18 protein-coding genes and 4 tRNA genes are annotated in these 19,000 nt (G+C 70.9%); 10 read left to right on the top strand and 12 right to left on the bottom strand.

Annotation, left to right across the window (positions count from 1 at the left end; all coding sequences use genetic code 11):
• The first annotated feature begins 4 nt into the window (after positions 1–4).
• Both ACIBG7_RS20255 and ACIBG7_RS20250 read left to right on the top strand, forming a co-directional pair.
• The gene (locus tag ACIBG7_RS20255; RefSeq protein WP_397337213.1) at positions 5–802 is read left to right on the top strand and encodes a tryptophan 2,3-dioxygenase; all 798 of its coding nucleotides are present in this window, start codon (positions 5–7) and stop codon (positions 800–802) included.
• A gap of 165 nt (positions 803–967) precedes the next feature.
• Positions 968–2,263 (top strand): FAD-dependent oxidoreductase, encoded by a 1,296-nt coding sequence (locus ACIBG7_RS20250; RefSeq protein ID WP_397337212.1) that lies wholly within the window; start codon positions 968–970, stop codon positions 2,261–2,263.
• Here ACIBG7_RS20250 and ACIBG7_RS20245 read toward each other — a convergent pair.
• The 3 genes from ACIBG7_RS20245 to ACIBG7_RS20235 form a co-directional block, all read right to left on the bottom strand.
• Positions 2,234–2,308 (bottom strand) — tRNA-Val (locus ACIBG7_RS20245). The two genes, ACIBG7_RS20250 and ACIBG7_RS20245, sit on opposite strands and share 30 nt — an antisense overlap.
• Before the next feature lie 7 nt (positions 2,309–2,315).
• A tRNA-Cys gene (locus ACIBG7_RS20240) sits at positions 2,316–2,389 on the bottom strand.
• A 15-nt stretch (positions 2,390–2,404) separates the two neighbouring features.
• A tRNA-Gly gene (locus ACIBG7_RS20235) sits at positions 2,405–2,476 on the bottom strand.
• Positions 2,477–2,591: 115 nt separating this feature from the next.
• Between ACIBG7_RS20235 and ACIBG7_RS20230 the strand changes: the two genes are divergently transcribed.
• From ACIBG7_RS20230 to ACIBG7_RS20220, 3 genes are all read left to right on the top strand, one after another.
• Positions 2,592–3,272, top strand: coding sequence for an ArsR/SmtB family transcription factor (locus ACIBG7_RS20230; protein WP_397337211.1), 681 nt, complete (start codon positions 2,592–2,594; stop codon positions 3,270–3,272).
• A 29-nt stretch (positions 3,273–3,301) separates the two neighbouring features.
• A complete protein-coding gene (hutH, locus tag ACIBG7_RS20225; protein ID WP_397337210.1) occupies positions 3,302–4,852 on the top strand; it encodes a histidine ammonia-lyase in 1,551 nt (516 codons plus the stop codon).
• A gap of 961 nt (positions 4,853–5,813) precedes the next feature.
• The gene (locus ACIBG7_RS20220; protein WP_397337209.1) at positions 5,814–6,686 is read left to right on the top strand and encodes a superoxide dismutase; all 873 of its coding nucleotides are present in this window, start codon (positions 5,814–5,816) and stop codon (positions 6,684–6,686) included.
• A 754-nt stretch (positions 6,687–7,440) separates the two neighbouring features.
• Here ACIBG7_RS20220 and ACIBG7_RS20215 read toward each other — a convergent pair.
• Positions 7,441–8,706: a Rid family hydrolase gene (locus ACIBG7_RS20215; protein ID WP_397337208.1), complete on the bottom strand. Its 1,266-nt coding sequence runs from the start codon at positions 8,704–8,706 to the stop codon at positions 7,441–7,443.
• Between the two features lie 57 nt (positions 8,707–8,763).
• On the opposite strand from ACIBG7_RS20215, the gene ACIBG7_RS20210 reads away from it, so the two are divergent.
• From ACIBG7_RS20210 to ACIBG7_RS20200, 3 genes are read left to right on the top strand one after another with little or no spacing between them, the layout of a single operon-like run.
• A complete protein-coding gene (locus ACIBG7_RS20210) occupies positions 8,764–9,687 on the top strand; it encodes a LysR family transcriptional regulator (protein ID WP_397337207.1) in 924 nt (307 codons plus the stop codon).
• Positions 9,688–9,691: 4 nt separating this feature from the next.
• Positions 9,692–10,699, top strand: coding sequence for a chorismate-binding protein (locus ACIBG7_RS20205; protein ID WP_357928016.1), 1,008 nt, complete (start codon positions 9,692–9,694; stop codon positions 10,697–10,699).
• The gene (locus ACIBG7_RS20200) at positions 10,696–11,526 is read left to right on the top strand and encodes an aminotransferase class IV (protein WP_357928014.1); all 831 of its coding nucleotides are present in this window, start codon (positions 10,696–10,698) and stop codon (positions 11,524–11,526) included. The genes ACIBG7_RS20205 and ACIBG7_RS20200 overlap by 4 nt, the downstream gene beginning before the upstream one ends.
• 49 nt (positions 11,527–11,575) lie before the next feature.
• On the opposite strand, the gene ACIBG7_RS20195 is transcribed toward ACIBG7_RS20200, so the two are convergent.
• The gene (locus ACIBG7_RS20195; RefSeq protein ID WP_357928012.1) at positions 11,576–12,952 is read right to left on the bottom strand and encodes a beta-propeller domain-containing protein; all 1,377 of its coding nucleotides are present in this window, start codon (positions 12,950–12,952) and stop codon (positions 11,576–11,578) included.
• 40 nt (positions 12,953–12,992) lie between these two features.
• On the opposite strand from ACIBG7_RS20195, the gene ACIBG7_RS20190 reads away from it, so the two are divergent.
• On the top strand, positions 12,993–13,619 hold the full coding sequence (locus ACIBG7_RS20190) for a DUF305 domain-containing protein (protein ID WP_397337206.1): 627 nt from the start codon (positions 12,993–12,995) through the stop codon (positions 13,617–13,619).
• Positions 13,620–13,669: 50 nt separating this feature from the next.
• Here the strand turns inward: ACIBG7_RS20190 and ACIBG7_RS20185 are convergent, their stop codons facing one another.
• A complete protein-coding gene (locus tag ACIBG7_RS20185; protein ID WP_181613788.1) occupies positions 13,670–14,086 on the bottom strand; it encodes an SsgA family sporulation/cell division regulator in 417 nt (138 codons plus the stop codon).
• A gap of 415 nt (positions 14,087–14,501) precedes the next feature.
• On the opposite strand from ACIBG7_RS20185, the gene ACIBG7_RS20180 reads away from it, so the two are divergent.
• Positions 14,502–14,576, top strand: a tRNA-Val gene (locus ACIBG7_RS20180).
• Positions 14,577–14,650: 74 nt separating this feature from the next.
• Here ACIBG7_RS20180 and xerC read toward each other — a convergent pair.
• The 6 genes from xerC to ACIBG7_RS20150 all read right to left on the bottom strand — a co-directional run bounded on the left by xerC (position 14,651) and on the right by ACIBG7_RS20150 (position 18,925).
• A complete protein-coding gene (xerC, locus tag ACIBG7_RS20175; protein ID WP_397337205.1) occupies positions 14,651–15,841 on the bottom strand; it encodes a tyrosine recombinase XerC in 1,191 nt (396 codons plus the stop codon).
• On the bottom strand, positions 15,841–16,056 hold the full coding sequence (locus tag ACIBG7_RS20170; protein WP_397337204.1) for a helix-turn-helix domain-containing protein: 216 nt from the start codon (positions 16,054–16,056) through the stop codon (positions 15,841–15,843). The genes xerC and ACIBG7_RS20170 overlap by 1 nt, the downstream gene beginning before the upstream one ends.
• Positions 16,057–16,085: 29 nt before the next feature.
• Entirely contained in the window at positions 16,086–17,606 is a 1,521-nt protein-coding gene (locus ACIBG7_RS20165) for a replication initiator (RefSeq protein WP_397337203.1), read from the bottom strand.
• 68 nt (positions 17,607–17,674) lie between these two features.
• Positions 17,675–18,217 (bottom strand): DUF2637 domain-containing protein, encoded by a 543-nt coding sequence (locus ACIBG7_RS20160; RefSeq protein ID WP_397337202.1) that lies wholly within the window; start codon positions 18,215–18,217, stop codon positions 17,675–17,677.
• Positions 18,210–18,671, bottom strand: a complete 462-nt coding sequence (locus ACIBG7_RS20155; protein WP_397337200.1) for a hypothetical protein — start codon at positions 18,669–18,671, stop codon at positions 18,210–18,212. The genes ACIBG7_RS20160 and ACIBG7_RS20155 overlap by 8 nt, the downstream gene beginning before the upstream one ends.
• On the bottom strand, positions 18,668–18,925 hold the full coding sequence (locus ACIBG7_RS20150; RefSeq protein WP_397337199.1) for a hypothetical protein: 258 nt from the start codon (positions 18,923–18,925) through the stop codon (positions 18,668–18,670). Before ACIBG7_RS20150 ends, ACIBG7_RS20155 begins: the two co-directional genes overlap by 4 nt.
• Positions 18,926–19,000: the final 75 nt, after the last annotated feature.

Below are 19,000 nucleotides of genomic sequence, written 5' to 3'. Positions count from 1 at the left end.
GCTGATGATCAGACCGGTGAACGCCGAGCAGCGCGCCGAGCGCGCCGCGGCCAACGAGGGACGGCCCACGCTGGAGTTCTCGCGGGGCACGCCGTACGACGACTACGTCGGGACCGAGGTCCTGCACGGGCTGCAGAACACGGTCACCGGGCTCCCCGAGGAGCGGGCCTTCCTGGTGACCACCCAGGTGATGGAGCTGTACTTCGGGCTGCTGTGCGCCGAATGGACCCTCGCGCAGGAGCAGCTCGACGCGGGTGACGCGGCCGCCGCCGTCATCACGCTGCGGCGCAGCTCGCGGCACGTCGAGGCGCTGAACGCCGCCTGGGCGTCGCTGAGCTGGCTCACGCCGCGGCAGTTCAACGCCTTCCGCGACGCGCTGGGGGAGGCGTCGGGGTTCCAGTCGGCTAAGTACCGGCAGGTGGAGTTCCTGCTGGGGGAGAAGAGCGAGGCCATGCTCCGGCCGCACCGGCGCAGCCCGGCCTACCCCGAGCTCCTGGCCGCCTTCGAGGGGCCCAGCCTGTACGACAGCGCCGCGGCCCTGCTGGAGCGCGAGGGCTTCACCGGGCCGCAGGCCTGGGTCGCCATCCACGCCGCCGACCGGCCCGACCTGCACGAGCTCGCCGAGGCACTGCTCGACCTGGCCACCGGCTTCGCCGACTGGCGCCACCGCCACGTCATGTCCGTCCGCCGCTCCATGGGCGCCAAGCCCGGTTCGGGGGGCTCCAACGGGCTGCGCTTCCTGGAGGAGAACCTCCGCCGCGAGATCTTCCCCGCCCTCTGGCAGGCCCGCACCCACCTCTGACCGGCCCGGAACCTCAGGGTCTCCTCCCTTCTTTTTCTCTCTTCCTTGATCCACCTGTACCCCCGCGCCCGGCACCGTCGGCCGCCCCGGGCACCGAAGTCGGCGAGCATGCCAACTCACCCCCCACCCAAGTGAGACCCCACCCCAGAAGGGAAGGAGCCAGCCATGCGAGATGGAGCCCCCCAGGAGGTGGCGATCGTCGGAGCCGGCCTGGTCGGCTGCCTGCTCGCCTGCTTCCTCGCCCGCCGCGGCCACCAGGTCACCCTCTACGAACGCCGCCCCGACCCCAGAGAGGCCGGCGCGGAGCGAGGCCGCTCGATCAACCTGGCCCTGTCGGAACGCGGCCTGGACGCCCTGCGCCGCCTGGGCCTGGACAAGCGGGTGCTGGCCGAGGCGATCCCGATGCCCGGCCGCATGATGCACGCCGTGGACGGCACCCTCACCTTCCAGCCCTACAGCGCCGACCGCCGCCGCGCGATCAACTCCATCAGCCGCGGCGACCTCAACCGCGTCCTCCTGGAGGCCGCCGACGCCCACCCCTCGGTGACCGTGCGCTTCGACCACAAGCTCACCGGCCTCGACCCCGACCAGGGCACCTTGACCTTCGACAACGGCCGGACCGAGCAGGCCACGCTGGTCATCGGCGCCGACGGCGCCTACAGCGCGGTCCGCGCCCTGGCCGAGCTGCCCGCCACCCGCGACCAGCTCGACCACGGCTACAAGGAGCTGACCATCCCGGCCCCGCACCCGTTCGAGCCGGGCGCGCTGCACATCTGGCCACGCGGCAGCTCCATGATGATCGCCCTGCCCAACCCGGACGGCTCGCTGACCTGCACCCTGTTCTGGCCGAAGACCGACTTCGCCGCGCTCGACACCCCCGAGCGCGTCTCCGCGCACTTCGCGCAGGTCTATCCCGACGCGCACGCCCTCATGCCCGACCTCGCCCAGGAGTACGCCGCCAACCCGGTCGGCAGCCTGCTCACCGTGCACACCGCCCCCTGGGTACGGCGCGGCGAGCGCATGACGGTCGCGCTGATCGGCGACGCCGCGCACGCCATCGTCCCCTTCTACGGGCAGGGCGCCAACTGCGGCTTCGAGGACTGCGTCGAGCTCGACCGCTGCCTGGAGGAGGCGGACGGCTTCGACGCCGCGCTGACCCTGTTCGAGCGCCGCCGCAAGCCGAACGCCGACACCATCGCCCGCCTGGCGCTGGACAACTTCGTGGAGATGCGGGACAAGGTCGCCTCCCGCGCCTTCCTGGCGCGCAAGAAGGCCGAACACCTGCTGGAGCGGCTGTTCCCCGGGAAGTACGTCTCGCGCTACGAGCTCATCTCGTTCACGACCGTGCCGTACGCGGAGGTCGAACGCCGCATCGCGCGGCAGAACAGATGGGTGGCGGCCGTCGCGAGCGCGATCGTGCTCGCCGTGGCGTGGTGGACGATACTGGGATTGAACCAGTGACCTCTTCCGTGTCAGGGAAGCGCTCTCCCGCTGAGCTAATCGTCCGGGATCATGGAGGTGGAGACGGGATTCGAACCCGTGTAGACGGCTTTGCAGGCCGTTGCCTCGCCTCTCGGCCACTCCACCGAGCAGGAAGTTCCGAGCGGAAGACGGGATTCGAACCCGCGACCCTCACCTTGGCAAGGTGATGCTCTACCCCTGAGCCACTTCCGCGTTGCCGCTTGTTCGCGGCGACGTAGAGAACTGTAGCGAAAACCGGCCGACTCCCCAAACCGGATGGGCCGATCCTTCGACCGGGCTCGAAACGTGCCTCGCCTACGCTCGAGAGATGGACGCCGACATCGCACCCGTCGCCGCGCTGATCGCCGAACCGGCCCGCGCGGCGATGCTCAACGCCCTGGTGGGCGGGCGGGCCCTGGCCGCGGGCGAACTCGCCCGCCTCGCCGGGGTCAGCGCGCCGACCGCCAGCTCCCACCTGGCCAAGCTGCTGGACGGCGGCCTGGTCGAGGTCGTACGGCAGGGCCGCCACCGGTACTACCGGCTGGCCGGGCACGAGATCGCCGAGGTGCTGGAGACGCTGTCGCGGATCAGCAACCGCCCCGCCGTACGGTCACTCAAGCAGTCACGCGAGGCGCGGCGGCTGGAGGAGGCCCGCACCTGCTACGACCACCTGGCCGGGCGGGCCGGCGTCGGGCTGCTGGACGGCATGGTCGCCCAGGGCTACCTGCGCGGCGGCGAGCTGAGCGAGCGCGGCGAGCAGGTGCTGACCGAGCTCGACGTGGACGTGCCCGGCGCGCGCCGGGCCCGGCGGCACTTCGCGCCCGAGTGCATCGACTGGACCGAACGCCGCGCCCACCTCGGCGGCGCCCTGGGTGCGGCGCTGACCAGGGCGATGCTCGCCTCCGGCTGGATCGAACCCGGATCCTCGCCGCGTGCGGTGGTGGTCACCGAGCGGGGTAGGGAGGGGCTCGCGACATGGTTCGCCTGTAAGGAGCTAACATCGCCTTAGCCGGTTACCTGAGAGCGAAAGAGTGCGATATGCGCGACAACGAAGTCGTGAACGTCGGTCCCGAGCCGTTGAGCTTCGCCGACGTCATCCGCGTTGCCCGAGGCGGTGCGCCGGTCCGGCTCACCGAGGACGCCGTCGCCGCCATCGCGGCAGCCCGGCAGCGGGTCGAGGAACTCGCCGAGAGCCCCGTGCCCGCCTACGGGATCTCCACCGGGTTCGGCGCGCTCGCCACCCGGCACATCGACCCCGCCCTGCGCGCCCAGCTCCAGCGCTCCCTCGTGCGCTCGCACGCCGCGGGCAGCGGCCCCGAGGTCGAGACCGAGGTCGTGCGCGCGCTCATGCTGCTGCGCCTGCACACCCTCGCCACCGGCCACACCGGCGTGCGGCCCACCACCGCCAAGGCCCTCGCCGGGCTGCTCAGCGCCGGGATCACCCCGATCGTGCACGAGTACGGCTCGCTCGGCTGCTCCGGCGACCTGGCCCCGCTCGCGCACGTCGCCCTGGCGCTCATGGGCGAAGGCTCCGTGCGCGACGCCTCCGGCCAGGTCACCAGCGCCGCCGAGGCGCTCAAGCAGGCCGGCATCGAGCCCGTCGAACTCGCCGCCAAGGAGGGCCTGGCCCTCATCAACGGCACCGACGGCATGCTCGGCATGCTCATCCTCGCCCTCGACGACCTCACCCGCCTGCTCAAGACGGCCGACCTCAGCGCCGCCATGAGCGTCGAGGCCCTGCTCGGCACCGACCGCGTCTTCGCCCCCGAGCTCCAGGCCCTGCGCCCGCAGCCCGGCCAGGCCCTCGCCGCCGCGAACATGGTCCGCCTGCTGGCCGGCTCCGGCATCATGGCCAGCCACCGCGACCCCGAGAACTGCACCCGCGTCCAGGACGCCTACTCCCTGCGCTGCGCCCCCCAGGTCGCCGGCGCCGCCCGCGACACCGTCGCGCACGCCGCCAACGTCGCCGCCTGGGAACTCGCCAGCGCCGTCGACAACCCCGCCGTCCTCGACGACGGGCGGGTCGAGTCCAACGGCAACTTCCACGGGGCGCCCCTGGCGTACGTGCTCGACTTCCTCGCCATCGTCGCCGCCGACGTGGCCTCCATGTCCGAGCGGCGGACCGACCGCTTCCTCGACGTCTCCCGCAACCACGGGCTGCCCGCCTTCCTCGCCGACGACCCCGGCGTGGACTCCGGCCACATGATCGCCCAGTACACCCAGGCGGCGATCGTCTCCGAGATGAAGCGCCTGGCCGTGCCCGCCAGCGTGGACTCCATCCCGTCCTCGGCCATGCAGGAGGACCACGTCTCCATGGGCTGGAGCGCCGCCCGCAAGCTCCGCCGGGCCGTGGACGGCCTCACCCGGGTGCTGGCCGTCGAGATCCTCACCGCCGCCCGTGGCCTTGACCTCCGCGCCCCGCTCACCCCGGCCCCGGCCACCGCCGCCGTCGTCGCCGCCCTCCGCGAGACCGTCCCGGGTCCGGGCACCGACCGGTATCTCGCGCCGGAGATCGAGTCCGTCGTCCACCTCGTCGCCGACGGCACCGTCCTGACCGCCGCCGAATCCATCACCGGCCCCTTGGCCTAGCCGGCGCCATGCCCTAACCGGCGCTGGACCTGGCCGACGACTGCCCCAACCGGCCCTGGACCTGGCCGACGGTGCCCCGACCGGCGCTGGGCCTGGGCGGCCCCGGTCGTGGCGGACGCCCTGCGGCAGTGCCCCCACAGCAGTGCCCCCGCACCAGTGCCCCCGCACCAGTGCACGGGTGGCAGTGCTGCGGGGGCGGGGCTTGCTGGGTGGCAAGGCCGACGTGGCGAGACCCGCGCGTGCCCCCGCCCGGCGAGGTCCTCGTGCGGCGAGCCCCGCGCGGCGAGGTCCCTGTTCCGCGAGCCCCGCGCGGCGAGGTCCTCGTTCCGCGAGCCCCGCGCGGCGAGGTCCTCGTTCGGGGCCGGCGTGCGGGGCTCGGTGTGCGGGGCTCGCGTGCTGGGTCGGCTGCAGCTGGATGAGGCTGGCCTCCTCACCCTCGTCGGCCCCTACCGGCTACCGGCCTCTACCGGTGCCAGCCTCTACCGATCACCGGCCTCTGCCGGTTCCCGCCCCTACCGGTTGCCAGCCGCTACTGGCCCCTCTACCGGCCGTTGCCTCTACCGGCCCCCTCGGGCGCTCCTACGGCGGCCCCGCGAGGCCAAGGACCCGCGCGGAGGAATCCTCGCCAAAGGTCCCGCCCGCGAGCCCACTCCGGACACCCCCAGGGCGAGGCGCGCAGCCCACCCGAGAGAGGATGCGGCTGGGCACCCGGCCAAGCGAGGACGTGAGGCTGGCAAGTGCCTGTGAGGTTGCCCGCGCACCCTTCCACCGACCACATCGGGACAGCGATCGTGGACCAATGACCCCAAGGCTCCTCACCACCGCAGCCTGCGCCACCCTCCTGGCGCTGGCCGCAACACCAGCCCAGGCCCACCCCGGAAACACCACCCAAGCCGCAACCGGCCCAGCCGGAGCAACCCAATCCGGGAACACCCACGCGAAGCCGGTCAAAACTGAAGCGGTGGACCGTGAGAAGCCCGAGAACACCAAGACCTTCCCCACCTCCTTCCCCCTCCCGGACGGCTTCCAGCCAGAGGGCATCGCCATCGGCCCCGGCCCGGTGGCCTACTTCGGCTCCCGCGCCACCGGCTCCCTCTACCGGGCAGACCTGCGCACCGGCCAGGGAACGGTCTTCAGCCAGGGCCCGGGCACCCCGTCCCTGGGGTTGAAGAGCGACCACCGCAACCGCCTGTTCGTCTCAGGCGGGAACGCCGGAAACGCCCGGGTCGTGGACACGGCCACCGGCGCGGTCCTCAAGAGCTACCAACTAGCAACCGGCCCCTCCTTCATCAACGACGTCGTCCTGAGCCGGGGAACCGTCTGGTTCACCGACTCGACCAACCCTGTGCTCTACAAGCTGACCCTGGGCCGCAAGGGCGCCCTCCCCGACTCCGCCCAGTCAGTCCCGCTCTCCGGAGCCATCCAGTACGGCACGGGCATCAACGCCAACGGCATCGAGGTCACCCCCGACCGGACCGGCCTGCTCATCGTCCAGTCCAACACAGGCAAGCTCTTCCGTGTGAACCCCTCGACCGGGGCGACCACCGAGGTGGACCTGGGCGGTGCGGCCCTGACCAACGGCGACGGGCTGTTGTTGCGTGGCAACACCCTCTACGTCGTGCAGAACCGTCTCAACACCATCGCCGTCATCGAACTCTCGCCGGACGGGAGCAAGGGGACGGTCGTCTCGCGCATCACCGACCCGCGCTTCGACGTCCCCACGACGGTTGCGGCGTTCCGTGGACGGTTGTACCTGCCGAACGCCCGCTTCACCACGCCCCCCACCCCGGAGACCGACTACACCGTAGTCGCCGTCAAGCGCCCCGCCGGCTGACCCCTCACCGCACCTTCGACCCTGCTGAACCTGCTGAACCTGCTGAACCTGCTGAACCCGCGGAACCCGCGGAACCCGCGGAACCCGCACAACCCGCGGAACCCGCAGAACCAGCCAGCCGAACCAGCCGAACTCACGCCCTCTCAGAGGACCCGATCCCGGCGTCGAACCTGAGCCGCCGTCCGAACGTCTGCACTCCGTCGAACCCGAGCTTGTCGTCGCAACCCGGGCCCGCCATCGAGCCCAAGCCCGCCGATGCTTCCGAGCCCGCCGTAGACCCAGAGCCACACCCGTGGACCGAGCCACCCGAAACCATCCAGCACCCAGGGGCGGATGAGCGGGAGGGGAAGTCGGTCATGGGGTGGCTGGCGAGCGGGGTTGCTGGGTGGTCCGGGTTGGGCGCCGCAGCGGGAGGCGGAGGCGCTGGCAGGTGGGAGCCAGCGGGGCGGACCCGTGGGCGCCGCCGGCCGAGGCCCCCGCCGGGCGGGGAACCCAGCCGGGCGGGGAACCCAGCCGGGCGGGAGCCCAGCGCGGCGGGGGCCTGGCCGGGGGTGGCGGTCTCGCGGAGGCGGCGGCCAGTCAAGCGGCGGCCAGTCAAGCGGCGCCCAGTCAAGCGGCGCCCAGTCAAGCGGCGCACAGTGAGGTCGGGGGTCACTGACGCGGCGCCCAGGGAGGTCGGGGGTCACTGAAGCGGAGGCCCAGTGAGGTGAGGCCCAGTGAGGCGAGAGCCATTGGGAGGTTGGGCGGGTAAAGGTTAGGCGGGTTGGGTGGGGAGGGTGGCGATGACGTCGACCTCGAGCAGCAAGCCGGGCATGAAAAGGCGTGATACCTCGACCGTGGTGCTGGCCGGAGGGGGGCCGGTGATGTAGCGGCGGCGGACGGCGCCGTAGGCGGCGCGGTCGTCCATGTCGGTGAGGTAGGTGCGGATGAAGGCGACGTCCTCGAAGCCCGCCCCCTGGGAGGCGAGGATCTTGGCGATGTTGGAGAAGACCACCTCGGCCTGGACGCCCATGTCGCCCTCGCCCACGACCTTGCCGTTCTCGTCGAAGGCGGCCTGGCCGGAGATGTACAGGGTCTGGCCGGTGCGCACGGCGTGGGAGTAGAAGCCGTTGGTGGCCGGGATGTCCGGCGGGTTCAGGGGCTCGAGATGAGGCGTGGTCGTCGGCTCGGCGTCGTCACCCGAAGGGAGAGGAGCCGCGCCCGAGCCAACAGGAGCCACGCCCAAGCCGTGAGGTACGTCTCCCGAGCCCTCAGGAGTGCCGGCCGGCGGTGAGGAGTGGGCGGCCAGGTAGGGGGCGATGGAGGTGACGTCGCGCGGGCCGTAGCCGGCCGACTCGGCCTCCTCCAGCCGTCGCAGCGCGGCGGCGGCCAGGGTGTCGGCGGGGCGGACGGCCAGGCGGAGGTCCTTGGCCGCAAGGGCCAGGGAGAAGCGCGTATCGGCCGCGGGCTGCCGCAGCCGGTCGGCGATGCCGCCCAGGGGAGTGGCGGCCAGCACGTCGAGCAGCGCCTCGGGATCGGGCACCCCGGCCAGCGCCTCGGCCACCAGCACCTGGGCGGGCAGAAGCACGCTCATCACCGCGAGCTTCATGGCCGCCCCAGTCCCCAGGGGCCCCACCTCGCGCACGTCGCCGAAGACGGACAGGATGTCCCGCACCCCGGTGAGGTCGCCTCCGGCCAGCACGGTGAGCGTGCCACCCGCCGCGGGCTGGACACTGCCGAGCACGGGGGCGTCGACCAGCCGCACGGAGTCGGGCAGCAACGCGCGCAGCTCGGCCACGGCCTCGGGGCCGATGGTGGACATCTCGATCACCGTGCAGCCGGGCCGGAGCCCGGGCCGGGCGGCGGTGAGCACCTCCAGCACCGCCGCGGGGTCGCTCAGCATCGTGATGACGACGTCGGCCCCCTCCACCACCGGGAGCAGCTCGGCCCCACGCCGCCACGTCGTCACGTCATGTCCGGCGCCGGCCAGCCGCCGCGCCATGGGGACGCCCATGCGCCCCTGTCCAAGGAAAGCAATCACGGCACCATGTAAGTCCCTCGCGAGACATTCCACAACCGACTAGATTTCATGCCAGCCATGATTGACACGAATACCTTGAGGTTGTTCGACGAGATCGCGCGCAGCGGCTCGTTCACCGCCGCCGCCGAACTGCTGGGCTACACCCAGTCGGCGGTCTCGCGCCGGATCGCGGGGCTGGAGCGTGAGGCGCGCGGCCCGCTGTTCGAGCGCCTGGCCAGGGGCGTCCGGCTGACCCCGGCCGGCGAGGCCCTGCACCGGCACGCGACAGCCGTACTCGACCGCCTGGAACGCGCGGAGGAGGACCTGGCGGCCATCCACGCCGGCCTGGGCGGCACCGTGCGGGTCGGCGCGTTCGCGACGGCCAACATCGAGCTGGTCCCCAAGGCCATCCGGGCCTACGCGACCTCCCGGCCGCAGGTGCGGGTACGGCTGACCGAGGCGCTGAGCGGGCGGCTGTTCGAGCGGCTGGGCGCGGGGGCGCTGGACGTGGCCGTGGTCAGCGACTACCCCTCCGGCCTGGTGAGCGGCGACGCCGAGCTGGTCGAGCTGATCGAGGACCAACTGCTCGTCGCCCTGCCGGCCGATCACCCGCTGGCCGGGCGCGAGCGCCTCGACCTGGCAGAGCTCGCCGGCGAGTCCTGGATCGAGGCCGCGCCGCGCGGCCAGCCCACCCAGCTCCTCGCCGCCTGCGCCGCCGCCGGGTTCACCCCGCGCAGCGGTCCCCGGGTGGCCGAATGGTCGGGGAAGTTCGGGTTCGTCGCCGCCGGGCTGGGCCTCACGCTGGTGCCCAGGCTGGCTGCGCGTGCCGTACCGGCTGATGTGGTGACCAGGCCCCTGACCCGCGGGCCGGTGCGGCGGGTCTACGCCGCGCTGCCCGAGCGGCCCCTGCCGGCGGCTCTGGAGCTGGTCGCCGAGCTGGAGCGGGCGGCGGCGGGCCTGCGGGAGCAAGGCCCAGACGGCTCGGATTTCCTGGGACAATAGGCACGTGCACGACAGTCTCGCCCACGTGGGCGGCCTGCTCGCCACCGGCCTGCGCGACGTGACCACCGACCTGTCGGCGCTCGACTCCGCGGGCTGGTGGGCGGTGGTCGTCGACTACGAGGGCAAGGTCACCTGCGCCCGCTTCGAGGAGGTACGGCGGGCGCCGCTGCCGCCTGCCACGACGCCTTGGCACGGTCCAAGGCCGGAGGAGTGGCGCAGCTCTCTCGACCAGGCCGCCTACGAGGCCGGCGTCGAGCGGATCCGCGCCTTCATCGAGCAGGGCGAGGTCTACCAGGCCAACCTGTGCCGCGTGCTCAGCGCCCCGCTGCGCCGCGGCGCCGACCCGCTCGCCCTCGCGCACCGCCTGGCGGAGGGCAACCCCGCCGCCTACGCCGCGACGATCGTGCTCCCCGGGCTCGCCGTCGTGTCCGCCTCGCCCGAGCTGTACCTGTCGCGCGCGGGCGCGGTCGTGGAGTCCAGGCCGATCAAGGGCACCGGCGTCACCGCCGCCGACCTGCTCGACAAGGACTACGCGGAGAACGTGATGATCGTCGACCTGGTCCGCAACGACCTCGGCATCGTCGCCGAGGTCGGGTCGGTCGAGGTTCCCGAGCTGTGCGCGGTCGAGGACTACCCCGGCTCGGTGCACCTGGTCTCCACGGTCCGCGCCCGGCTGGCCCCGCAGTACGGCTGGCCGGAGCTGTTCGCGGCGACCTTCCCCCCGGGCTCGGTGACCGGGGCGCCCAAATCTTCGGCTCTGCGCATCATCAATGCGCTCGAACCCGAGCCGCGCGGGCCCTACTGTGGGGCAGTGGGCTGGGTCGACGCCGACCGGCAGGCGGCGGCGCTGGCCGTGGGCATCAGGACGTTCTGGACGTCCGGCGACGAGATCCGCTTCGGCACCGGAGCGGGCATCACCTGGGGCAGCGACCCCCGTCGCGAATGGCGCGAGACCGAGCTGAAAGCCTCGCGACTCATCGCACTCGCTTCTTCTTCAGGAGGTTCGGCATGACAACTCCCGTCTGGGTCAACGGGGCACTCCTCGACCCGGAACAGGCCAAGGTCTCGGTCTGGGACCACGGCCTGATGGTCGGCGACGGCGTCTTCGAGACGATCAAGATCGTCAACGGCCGCTCGTTCGCCCTCACCCGGCACCTCGACCGGCTCGCCCTGTCGGCCCAGCGCATGGACCTGCCCGCCCCCGACCTGGAGGCGATCGCCGACGGCGTCGGCCAGCTCCTCGACTCCGCCCCGGCCTGGACGCTCGGCCGCATCCGCATCACCTACACCAGCGGCCCCGGCCCGCTCGGCTCCGACCGCGGCAAGATCGGCGCCACCAGCGTGGTCATCGTCGACGAGCAGCCGCCCTTCCCGGCCACCGCCGACGTCACCGTCGTGCCCTGGCCGCGCAACGAGCGTGGCGCGCTGTCCGGCGTGAAGTCGACCTCCTACGGGGACAACGCCAAGGCCCTGGCCTACGCCAAGGCCCGTGGCGGCGGCGAGGCCATCTTCGGCAACCTCGCGGGCAACCTGTGCGAGGGCACCGGCTCGAACATCTTCCTCGTGCACGGTGGGCGGCTGGTCACCCCCACCCTCGAGTCGGGCTGCCTGGCCGGCGTGACGCGCGCGCTGGTCCTGGAGTGGTTCGGCGCCGAGGAGACCGACGTGCCGCTCCAGGCGCTCTACGAGGCCGAGGAGGCCTTCCTCACCTCGACCACGCGCGACGTGCAGCCGATCCGGATGGTCGACCAGACGCTGCTGCCGGTCGCCCCCGGACCGGTCACCAAGAAGGCCATGGAGGTCTTCGCCGAGCGCGCCGCCGGCGACCTCGACCCGTGACGAGCCTGCGCGGCCCCGGGAGTCCCGGGGCCGCGGCTCAACCGCGTGCTCAGTACGTCTTCTGCGTCTGGACGTTGAAGTCGTCCATCTTGACCTGCTTGGCCGGGTCGGTCAGCGGGTCGTCGATCTGGATGACGTCCAGGCCCTCCAGGATGTCGCTGGAGTAGATGTAGCCGTTGTAGTAGTACGCCGACCAGGAGCCCGCGATCGGCGTCCCGGCGGTGCTCGGCCCGCGGTCGAAGAAGCCGATCTCGCGCGGCGCGGCCGAGTCGGTGAAGTCCCAGATCGAGACGCCGCCCTGGTACCACCCCTGGACCATGATGTCCTTGCCCTTGACCGGGATCAGCGAGCCGTTGTGCGCCACGCAGTTCTCCCGTGCCGTCTGCTCGCGCGGCATCTTGAAGTAGCCGCGCCGCTCCAGCTTGCCGTTCACCACGTCGTAGATCGCGTTGGCGCCCTTGGTGGCCGGCGTCCTGGAGTCGCAGGTGGCCATCCCGCCGCCGCCGAGCTCGTCGCCGAAGACGACCTTGGTGCCGTCGTTGTTGAAGGTCGCCGAGTGCCACAGGTCGAAGTTCTCGGTGTCGCGGATCTGCTGCAGCACCTTGGGCTTGGCCGGGTCGGCGATGTCCAGCAGCACCCCGTCGCCGAAGCAGGCGGCCGCGGCGAGATCCTTCTCCGGGAAGGCGGTGACGTCGTGGCAGCCGGTGAAGCCGCCGCTCTCCTGGCCGTCGGGGAAGATGTCCTCGCTGCTGGAGACCTTGGCCGAGCGCGGGTCCTGCAGCGGGATCGCCACCACCTGGATCATCCGGTGCGGCGGCGGGCAGGTCTTCACCGACGGGGCCGGGCCGGGGGAGGAGACGTAGACGTACAGCGTCTGGCCGTCCTTGCCCGGGACCATCGTGTGGGTGTGCGAACCGCACTTGGTGGCGACCGAGGAGATGTACTTCGGCTGCTTCTTGTCCGTGATGTCGAACAGCCGCAGCCCCTCCCACGCGTCGCCGTGCTTGGAGGTGCAGGTCTCGTCGGTGCGGGTCTCGTCCACCGACAGGATCAGCAGGTTCCCGTAGACCGACACGTCGTTCTGCTGGCCGGGGCACGAGACCGTGCTGACCACCTTCGGCTTGGCCGGATCGGCGATGTCGACCACGCTGAAGCCGTCGAAGTTGCCCACGTAGGCGTAGTCGCCCTGGAAGGCCAGGTCGGAGTTCCAGGCCAGCGGCCCGTTGAGCGGCGCGGGCCGCGGCAGGTTGGCCACCAGCTTCACGTTCGGGCTGGTGGTGATCTCCTTGGCCGCCGGGGCGCTCGTCCCCGCCGACTGCGACTGGGCCTGCGGCTCGGCCGTGGGCGGATCGGACTCGCCCGGAGCGCAGGCGCTCAGCACGAGCAGCGCCGCGCAGACCGCGGCGGACACCTTGGTGAAGATCACCTGAGCTCCCCTTCGACGTGAGTGCAGCACTATGGAAGCTATGGCAGGAAGGTTCCAGACCGGTTGGGTAATTGTCACAGTTCTGCTGACAGTTGGCTGCACCGGGTGTGCCGAAGAGCCCACCGGCGTCGTCGGCACCGGCCCGCCGGTGATCGTCCCGGGGGCTCCGGGGTCGCCCGGCCGTACCGCCACCCCTGGCGAACGGCTCGCCAGCAGCCGCGAGCCGGTCGCCGCGGACGTGCGCTTCGCCGAGGGGATGATCCCGCATCACCGGCAGGCCCTCGACATGGCGGGGCTGGCTGCCGGCCGTACCGGATCGAAACCGGTGCGGGCCCTGGCCGAGCGCATCGCGCTCACCCAGGAGCCCGAGATCCGCCTGCTCACCGAGTGGCTGGCCGCCCTCGGGCGCGCCCCCGGCGCGCACGGGCACACCTCCGGCCAGGCGTACGGCATGGCGTCCGAGGAGCAGCTCGCCGCGTTGCGGGCGGCGCGGGGGCGGGAGTTCGACCGGTTGTTCGTCGAGCTCATGATCAAGCATCACGAGGGGGCCATGAAGATGGCCGAGGAGGAACTGGCCGCGGGCAACGACCACCGGATGCTCATGATAGCCCGCGACGTCTACACCGACCAGGGCATCGAGGTCGCGCGCATGCGAGCCCTGACATGACGACGGCGAGCCTCCCCGATGGGAGCCTCGCCGTGGTGCGTCTCAGCCGGTCAGGACGGCCAGAGCATGTTGGTCAGCTCGGCGTCCAGGTCCATGAAGTCGGTCTCCCGCCCCGCCGGGACCAGCTCGTAGGTGCGGTGCAGGAACTCCGTCAGCGGCGCCAGCGGCACCTCGAAGAGCGCCTGGCCGAACGGGGAGGTCAAACTGATGTGCAGGGTGCGCTCGCCGTCGGCGCGTGCGGGCCACACCTGCACGTCGCCGTCCCCGACGCGGCGCACGATCCCCACCGTGAGCAGTTCCCTGGCGAAGATCCACTCGACCGGTTCGTCGTTCCCCACGTGGAAGGCCATGCGAATGGCGTACGGGTCGTCGGCTGTGTAGCTCAGCCCGGCGAGCAGGGGGACGGTCGTCCGGTCGGGGACCACAAGCCGAAGGCCAAGCTCGGCGGAGACGGTGGTGCTGTTCATCGTCAGCCAAACCTTTTCGTCGTACGGTCCCCCAACGGGGCTTTCACTGCTCTGACGGACTTCGCCCTGAGCTATGACGCGGAACGAAGAAACCTGTAGGAAAGATTCCGCTTCCAGGGCCTTCTGTAACGCACATCACAGCAGGACATTTAGCCATCTACCTGGCGAAACATCCGCAAGCGGGCCATGTTTGCAAGGGTTTTGCGTCTTGCAGAGCTGGCCCCGACGGACCCTTCCGCATCTTCCGGGCGAAAGATCACGTTAGGTGCCTACCGGGACAGCACGATGCTATGCGACTCGCTGCCATGCTGGAGGCCAAGCGCCACATTGACCACGAAACCGCGTCCGTTTCGCGGGTGCGGCCGGAGTGCGGTATGGTTTTCCACGTCGGACCCACGCGGGACCGGCAGATCCCGGGCGATTAGCTCAGCGGGAGAGCGCTTCGTTCACACCGAAGAGGTCACTGGTTCGATCCCAGTATCGCCCACCATGTCAGAGGCCACCTCCCTTCGCGGGAGGTGGCCTTTTTGGTGTCCTGAGTGACAAAGTGCGTGACATGCAGGGCTAGGCGGGCGGGAAGATGCGATCCATCGCCGTCGCGCCCTCCTGGATGACCGGCCTGATCTGTTGCCGGTAGATCTTTTCCGTCACCGCTGAGCCTCCCGCGTGGCCGACCAGCCGGGCGATCTGTTCGATGGGCACGCCCTCGGCCGACAGCAGCGAGACGAAGCTGTGGCGCATCTCGCGGGGTGTCCAGTCCTTGGCCACGAGGCCGGCTCGGGCGATCACGCGCCGGAACTCTCGCCGGACGTTGGCGGCACTGAGCTTCCCGCCCGTTCTTGTGGTGAAGACCAGCCCATGGTCTTGCCACGCGTCTCCGGCCCGTTCTCGGACGACGGCCTGGTGGTTCCAGACGTCTCGGAGGGCGAGGGCGCATCGCAGGGGCAGTTGGAGGGTTCTGCGCGACTTCTCCGTCTTCGTGTCGCCGCCGACTCGGTCGGATCTCCAGACCGCGATCCCGAACTGCTGATGGTCCCAGCCGATCACCTTCACACTGGCCCAGGACGAGGTCTGCTCATCGAACGCCAGGACGTAGTCCCACGGCAGTTCTCGTACCTCCTCGGTCCTGAGTCCCGCCAACAGGGAGATGATGTTGTAGGCCCGCAGCCACGGTTTGGCCTTCTCGTTGGCTTCCAGGACCGCTGCGGCCTGATCGAGGGTGAGAGCTTTGGAAGGTCGCCCCGGTTGGCCCTGGGGCAGCTCACAGAGCAGGACGACGTTCCGTTTGACCTTGTCGCGGGCCTGAGCCCGGATGAGGGATCGTTTCAGGATCGAGCGGAGTTCCTGAAGGGTGCGGGTGCTGACGGTCTGCGCCATGAGAGCCAGCCAGCGATCGACCTCGTCGGCGGTGAGCTTGCGCAGCTTCCGGGCTCCCAGGTGCGGAATGATGTGCTTCTCGGCGAGTACGCGTTTGGTGTTGATCGTGGAGACGGAACGGCCAGCGAGTCCGAACGCCAGCCAGTCACGCACGGCCGAGGCGACCGTCTCGTGGCCCGATGCGACGGCGAGCCCGTCGTCGCAGTCCCGGATCATCTCCTTGAGCTTGGACTTGGCTTCCGTCTTGGTACGGCCAGCGGCCTTGCGGGTGATGCGCCGTCCGGTCGGGGTGTAGCCGACCGTGACTTCGGCGATCCAGCGTTGGCGGGATTCGCTCCAGTACAGGCCGCCGTCACCATGGGCACGTTGCTTGGGCATCAGGCGGCCCCTGCTTCGTGCTCCAGGAGCCGGACGTACTCGGCGATGGCGTCGGCGGGGACGCGGCGGGCGCGGCCCGCCTTGACCGTGCGCAGGCGTCCGGCGCGGATCTCCTGGTAGAGGTAGCGGCGGGACAGGCGCAGGACGACGCCGGTTTCGTTGACGTCGTAGAGCGCTTGGCCGGGGTAGTGGACGACCTTTCGTTCGGTGGGCATGCGTGCTCCGTTCGCGTTCTGAGGATTGGTCAGGCAGCGAGCGGTGGAGACGAGCTCTGCTCCCATTCCTGATGGGCGAGGTCTTCGCGTCCTGCTCTGGTGCGTTCGCGGGCTTGGGCCGCTGCCGTGTTGGCGAGGAGTTGGTCACCGGTCGTGTGCCAGCCGGTTCCGGCGTAGGTGAGGAAACCTATGACGAGGGTCGTTTCCTCGGTTTTGGTGTCAAGGCTTGCTTGACGGTGAAACGGCGCTGTTCCGGGGTGTTCCTCTACCCCTCGCCCGGTCGTGTTCAGGGCTTGTGCGCGTTTGTGGGCGGCTCGTTCTTCGCGGATGGAGCCGAAGGTGACCGAGTAGCGGCGGGCCTTGGTGAGGAAGTGCCCGCCGAAGCCGAGCATATGAGCCCACCTGCGCAGTCCGCTCCATCCCGACGCTTCTCCCAGCCTCCAGGCGGCGGCGATGAGGCGTTCGGGGTGGGTGCCGTGCGGATCGGCGTACAGGCCGATGCTTTCCGAGGTGAGCCGGCGGGAGGTGTGGCCGGTGGCTTCGGTGCCCTTGGTGGAGTACTTGGCCAGGTAGGCGGCAACGGCTTGGTCGTCAAGGGCGTCGCCGGAGGCCGACAACGTGATGGGCCGGATGTCGTGTTGGCTGCCCCATGCGATCTGCCAGCCGCCGGGCTGGCCGGGATGCGGACCTGTGGTGAAGGCGATGGTCGTGGCGGCCTGGGCGACAGCGTCGATGACGTCGGCGGTGGTGATTCCCGCCGGGGGTGGGGTGACGGCGTCGGGATCGTGGCCGTCGAGGCGGAGCAGGAGGTGGAAGTGGACCGCGCCGCGTGCCTGGTATTCGGCGGCCTTGCCGTGGGAGAGCCGGACTCGGGGCAGGCCGCGACGGCGGGCGAGCTGGTTGAGGTGGCGTTCGGCGTGCTGCTTGGTGCGGCGCCACAACTCTCCGGCGTGCTGGTTCCAGACGACATGGTGGGCGTGGTCGTAGCAGTCCGGGCAGAGCGGCTGGCCGAGCCGGGCGTCGCCTGGGGTATGGCGCTTCCAGCAGGCGAGCGTGGTACCGTGCGGGCAGGCCGGAGCGTCGCGCCGGGCGTGGCACGGTGAGGGACGGCAGGCGCACTGGCTCTTGTCGCGGCATCGGCAGTGCCGTACGTCGCGAGTGTGGACCGGGCCGAAGGACGGCGCGGTGAGCGTGGCGAACACGGCGGGGTGGGTGCGGACGGTGTCGGGGACGGTCTTGCCGCCGACCAGGCCCGCGCGGACGAGGTGGTAGGCGTCGTGCTGGTAGACGGTGGCGCAGGCCGGGCAGACGGTGTGGCGGCGGTTGCCGCAGCTCTTGTAAAAGACGCCGTCCGGCAGCGTCGAGGTGTGCCGGTGGGTGAGGATCTCGCCGGTTGCGGTGTCGAGGGTGGCGAGGATGCCGCGTAGCCGTACCGGATGGGTGCAGGCGGCGGCGGACTCGACGTGCCGCAGCCAGGCGGGGTAGTCCGGGCGTGTGGCCCGGTCGAGCGCGGTGCGGAGCTGCTGGCTGGATTCGGTGTTCGCCCCCATGCCCGGAGCCGGAAAAGCGGTTCCGGGGATGAGAGCCAGCGCCGAAGTGGCGGGCTGGGTGTGCATGGCTAGCGCTGTCCTTCCAAGGCCGGGATGGACAGGTTCAAAACCGGCATCGCCGGGGCCGGCGCTTGATGGGTGCGTTCGTCCTGGCCGTCATCGGCCGGAGAGATTTCCGCAGGTTCTGGGCGGATTTCCGGTACGGCTTCCGCCGCCGGTTCGGCGGTGGGAGTGCGCGAGAGCACCAGCTTGGTCAGGGCCAGGAAGGCCAGGGCGGGGATGGCGGCGATCAGCCAGCCGGTCGGGTGAGGTTGAGCGACGGCGATCTGCGCCGCGATGGACAGGACAGCCGAGGCGATGAGCACGGTCATCGGGTAGGCGGTGCTGTGACCGTGCCGCTTGCGGCGTCGGACCTCCAGGGCCGAGGCGGTGGGGGTGAGTTCGGAGATGACGGCGTTGGCCCAGCCGAACCACTCACCGGTGCCTTGCGGGCTGTTGGCCATGGTCCAGTCGTGGACGTGGGTGAAGGAGGCTGCTCCGGCCATCAGGCCGACCAAGAGCAGAATCATGAGCTGCACCGCGGATTCGGTGCGTTCGGCACGGCTAGTCATGTCGCCCTCCCCGGTCCTCGGAGATAAGGGGCACGAGCCGTTGACGACACTGGGCGCACGTGATGTGGGCGCTGGTGAGCAGGAAAGCGGAGTATCTGGCGATCCGGTTGCAGCCGCAGACGGCGGCGACGTACATGATCGGGTCGGGTGTTAGGGCTGGATCTGTGCTGGGCCAGCCGGTGACGCGTGGCGTTACCCCGCACAGGGGACAGCAGCGGGACGCACCGCCACGCCGCTTGAGAGAGCGTTCGAGGTTGCGTCCGCCGTCCCAGATGCGGGCGACGGCGAAGCTGATGCCTGCGGCGGTGATGACCTCCAGGAGGCGAGCGCCTTTGCCGCTGCGGTGCTGCTGGAGACGGCGCTCCAGGTCGCCGGCGGTCCAGCCGATGTAGTGGCGGGCGTGCCGGTAAGGCCGGTCGAAATGCAGCAGGTAGACGGTGCCGGAGACGGTCATGAGTCGCCACCGCCCCAGCGCTGGTGCGCGGCTTGTCGGGTGATGCCGAGGGGCCGGGCGATGTCGGCCCAGGAGTAGCCGTGCTGGGTGCGTAACTGAGTGACGGCCTGGCCGATGGCGTGGTCGAGTTCGGCGACGACGCCCGCGAGGTCGGCAAGCGCCTCGATGTCGCCGCCCGCGATGCGCTTGCTGTAGGCGCGGATGATCCGCTTGAGGAACGCGGCGTAGTCGGGATTCTCGACCGGGCGGCTCATGAGGCGTCCCGGCGGCTAGGCAGGTCGAGACGCGCTTTCCGCGCCGCAGCGGCGGGGATAGAGTGCATGGCAGTT

The sequence above is a fragment of the Nonomuraea sp. NPDC050328 genome (assembly GCF_044459405.1).
In the GTDB taxonomy this organism is placed as follows: Bacteria; Actinomycetota; Actinomycetes; order Streptosporangiales; family Streptosporangiaceae; genus Nonomuraea.
This window is presented reverse-complemented; position numbering and strand designations above follow the sequence as displayed.

Bases quoted from the DNA above. Each gene is read 5' to 3' on its own strand.
- ACIBG7_RS20155 (WP_397337200.1), bottom strand. From the start codon at position 18,671: ATGACCGTCTCCGGCACCGTCTACCTGCTGCATTTCGACCGGCCTTAC.
- ACIBG7_RS20150 (WP_397337199.1), bottom strand. From the start codon at position 18,925: ATGAGCCGCCCGGTCGAGAATCCCGACTACGCCGCGTTCCTCAAGCGG.
- ACIBG7_RS20190 (WP_397337206.1), top strand. From the start codon at position 12,993: ATGGCAGGAAGGTTCCAGACCGGTTGGGTAATTGTCACAGTTCTGCTG.
- ACIBG7_RS20230 (WP_397337211.1), top strand. From the start codon at position 2,592: ATGGACGCCGACATCGCACCCGTCGCCGCGCTGATCGCCGAACCGGCC.
- ACIBG7_RS20210 (WP_397337207.1), top strand. From the start codon at position 8,764: ATGATTGACACGAATACCTTGAGGTTGTTCGACGAGATCGCGCGCAGC.
- ACIBG7_RS20160 (WP_397337202.1), bottom strand. From the start codon at position 18,217: ATGACTAGCCGTGCCGAACGCACCGAATCCGCGGTGCAGCTCATGATT.
- ACIBG7_RS20165 (WP_397337203.1), bottom strand. From the start codon at position 17,606: ATGGGGGCGAACACCGAATCCAGCCAGCAGCTCCGCACCGCGCTCGAC.
- xerC (WP_397337205.1), bottom strand. From the start codon at position 15,841: ATGCCCAAGCAACGTGCCCATGGTGACGGCGGCCTGTACTGGAGCGAA.
- ACIBG7_RS20200 (WP_357928014.1), top strand. From the start codon at position 10,696: ATGACAACTCCCGTCTGGGTCAACGGGGCACTCCTCGACCCGGAACAG.
- ACIBG7_RS20255 (WP_397337213.1), top strand. From the start codon at position 5: ATGATCAGACCGGTGAACGCCGAGCAGCGCGCCGAGCGCGCCGCGGCC.
- hutH (WP_397337210.1), top strand. From the start codon at position 3,302: ATGCGCGACAACGAAGTCGTGAACGTCGGTCCCGAGCCGTTGAGCTTC.
- ACIBG7_RS20185 (WP_181613788.1), bottom strand. From the start codon at position 14,086: ATGAACAGCACCACCGTCTCCGCCGAGCTTGGCCTTCGGCTTGTGGTC.
- ACIBG7_RS20250 (WP_397337212.1), top strand. From the start codon at position 968: ATGCGAGATGGAGCCCCCCAGGAGGTGGCGATCGTCGGAGCCGGCCTG.
- ACIBG7_RS20170 (WP_397337204.1), bottom strand. From the start codon at position 16,056: ATGCCCACCGAACGAAAGGTCGTCCACTACCCCGGCCAAGCGCTCTAC.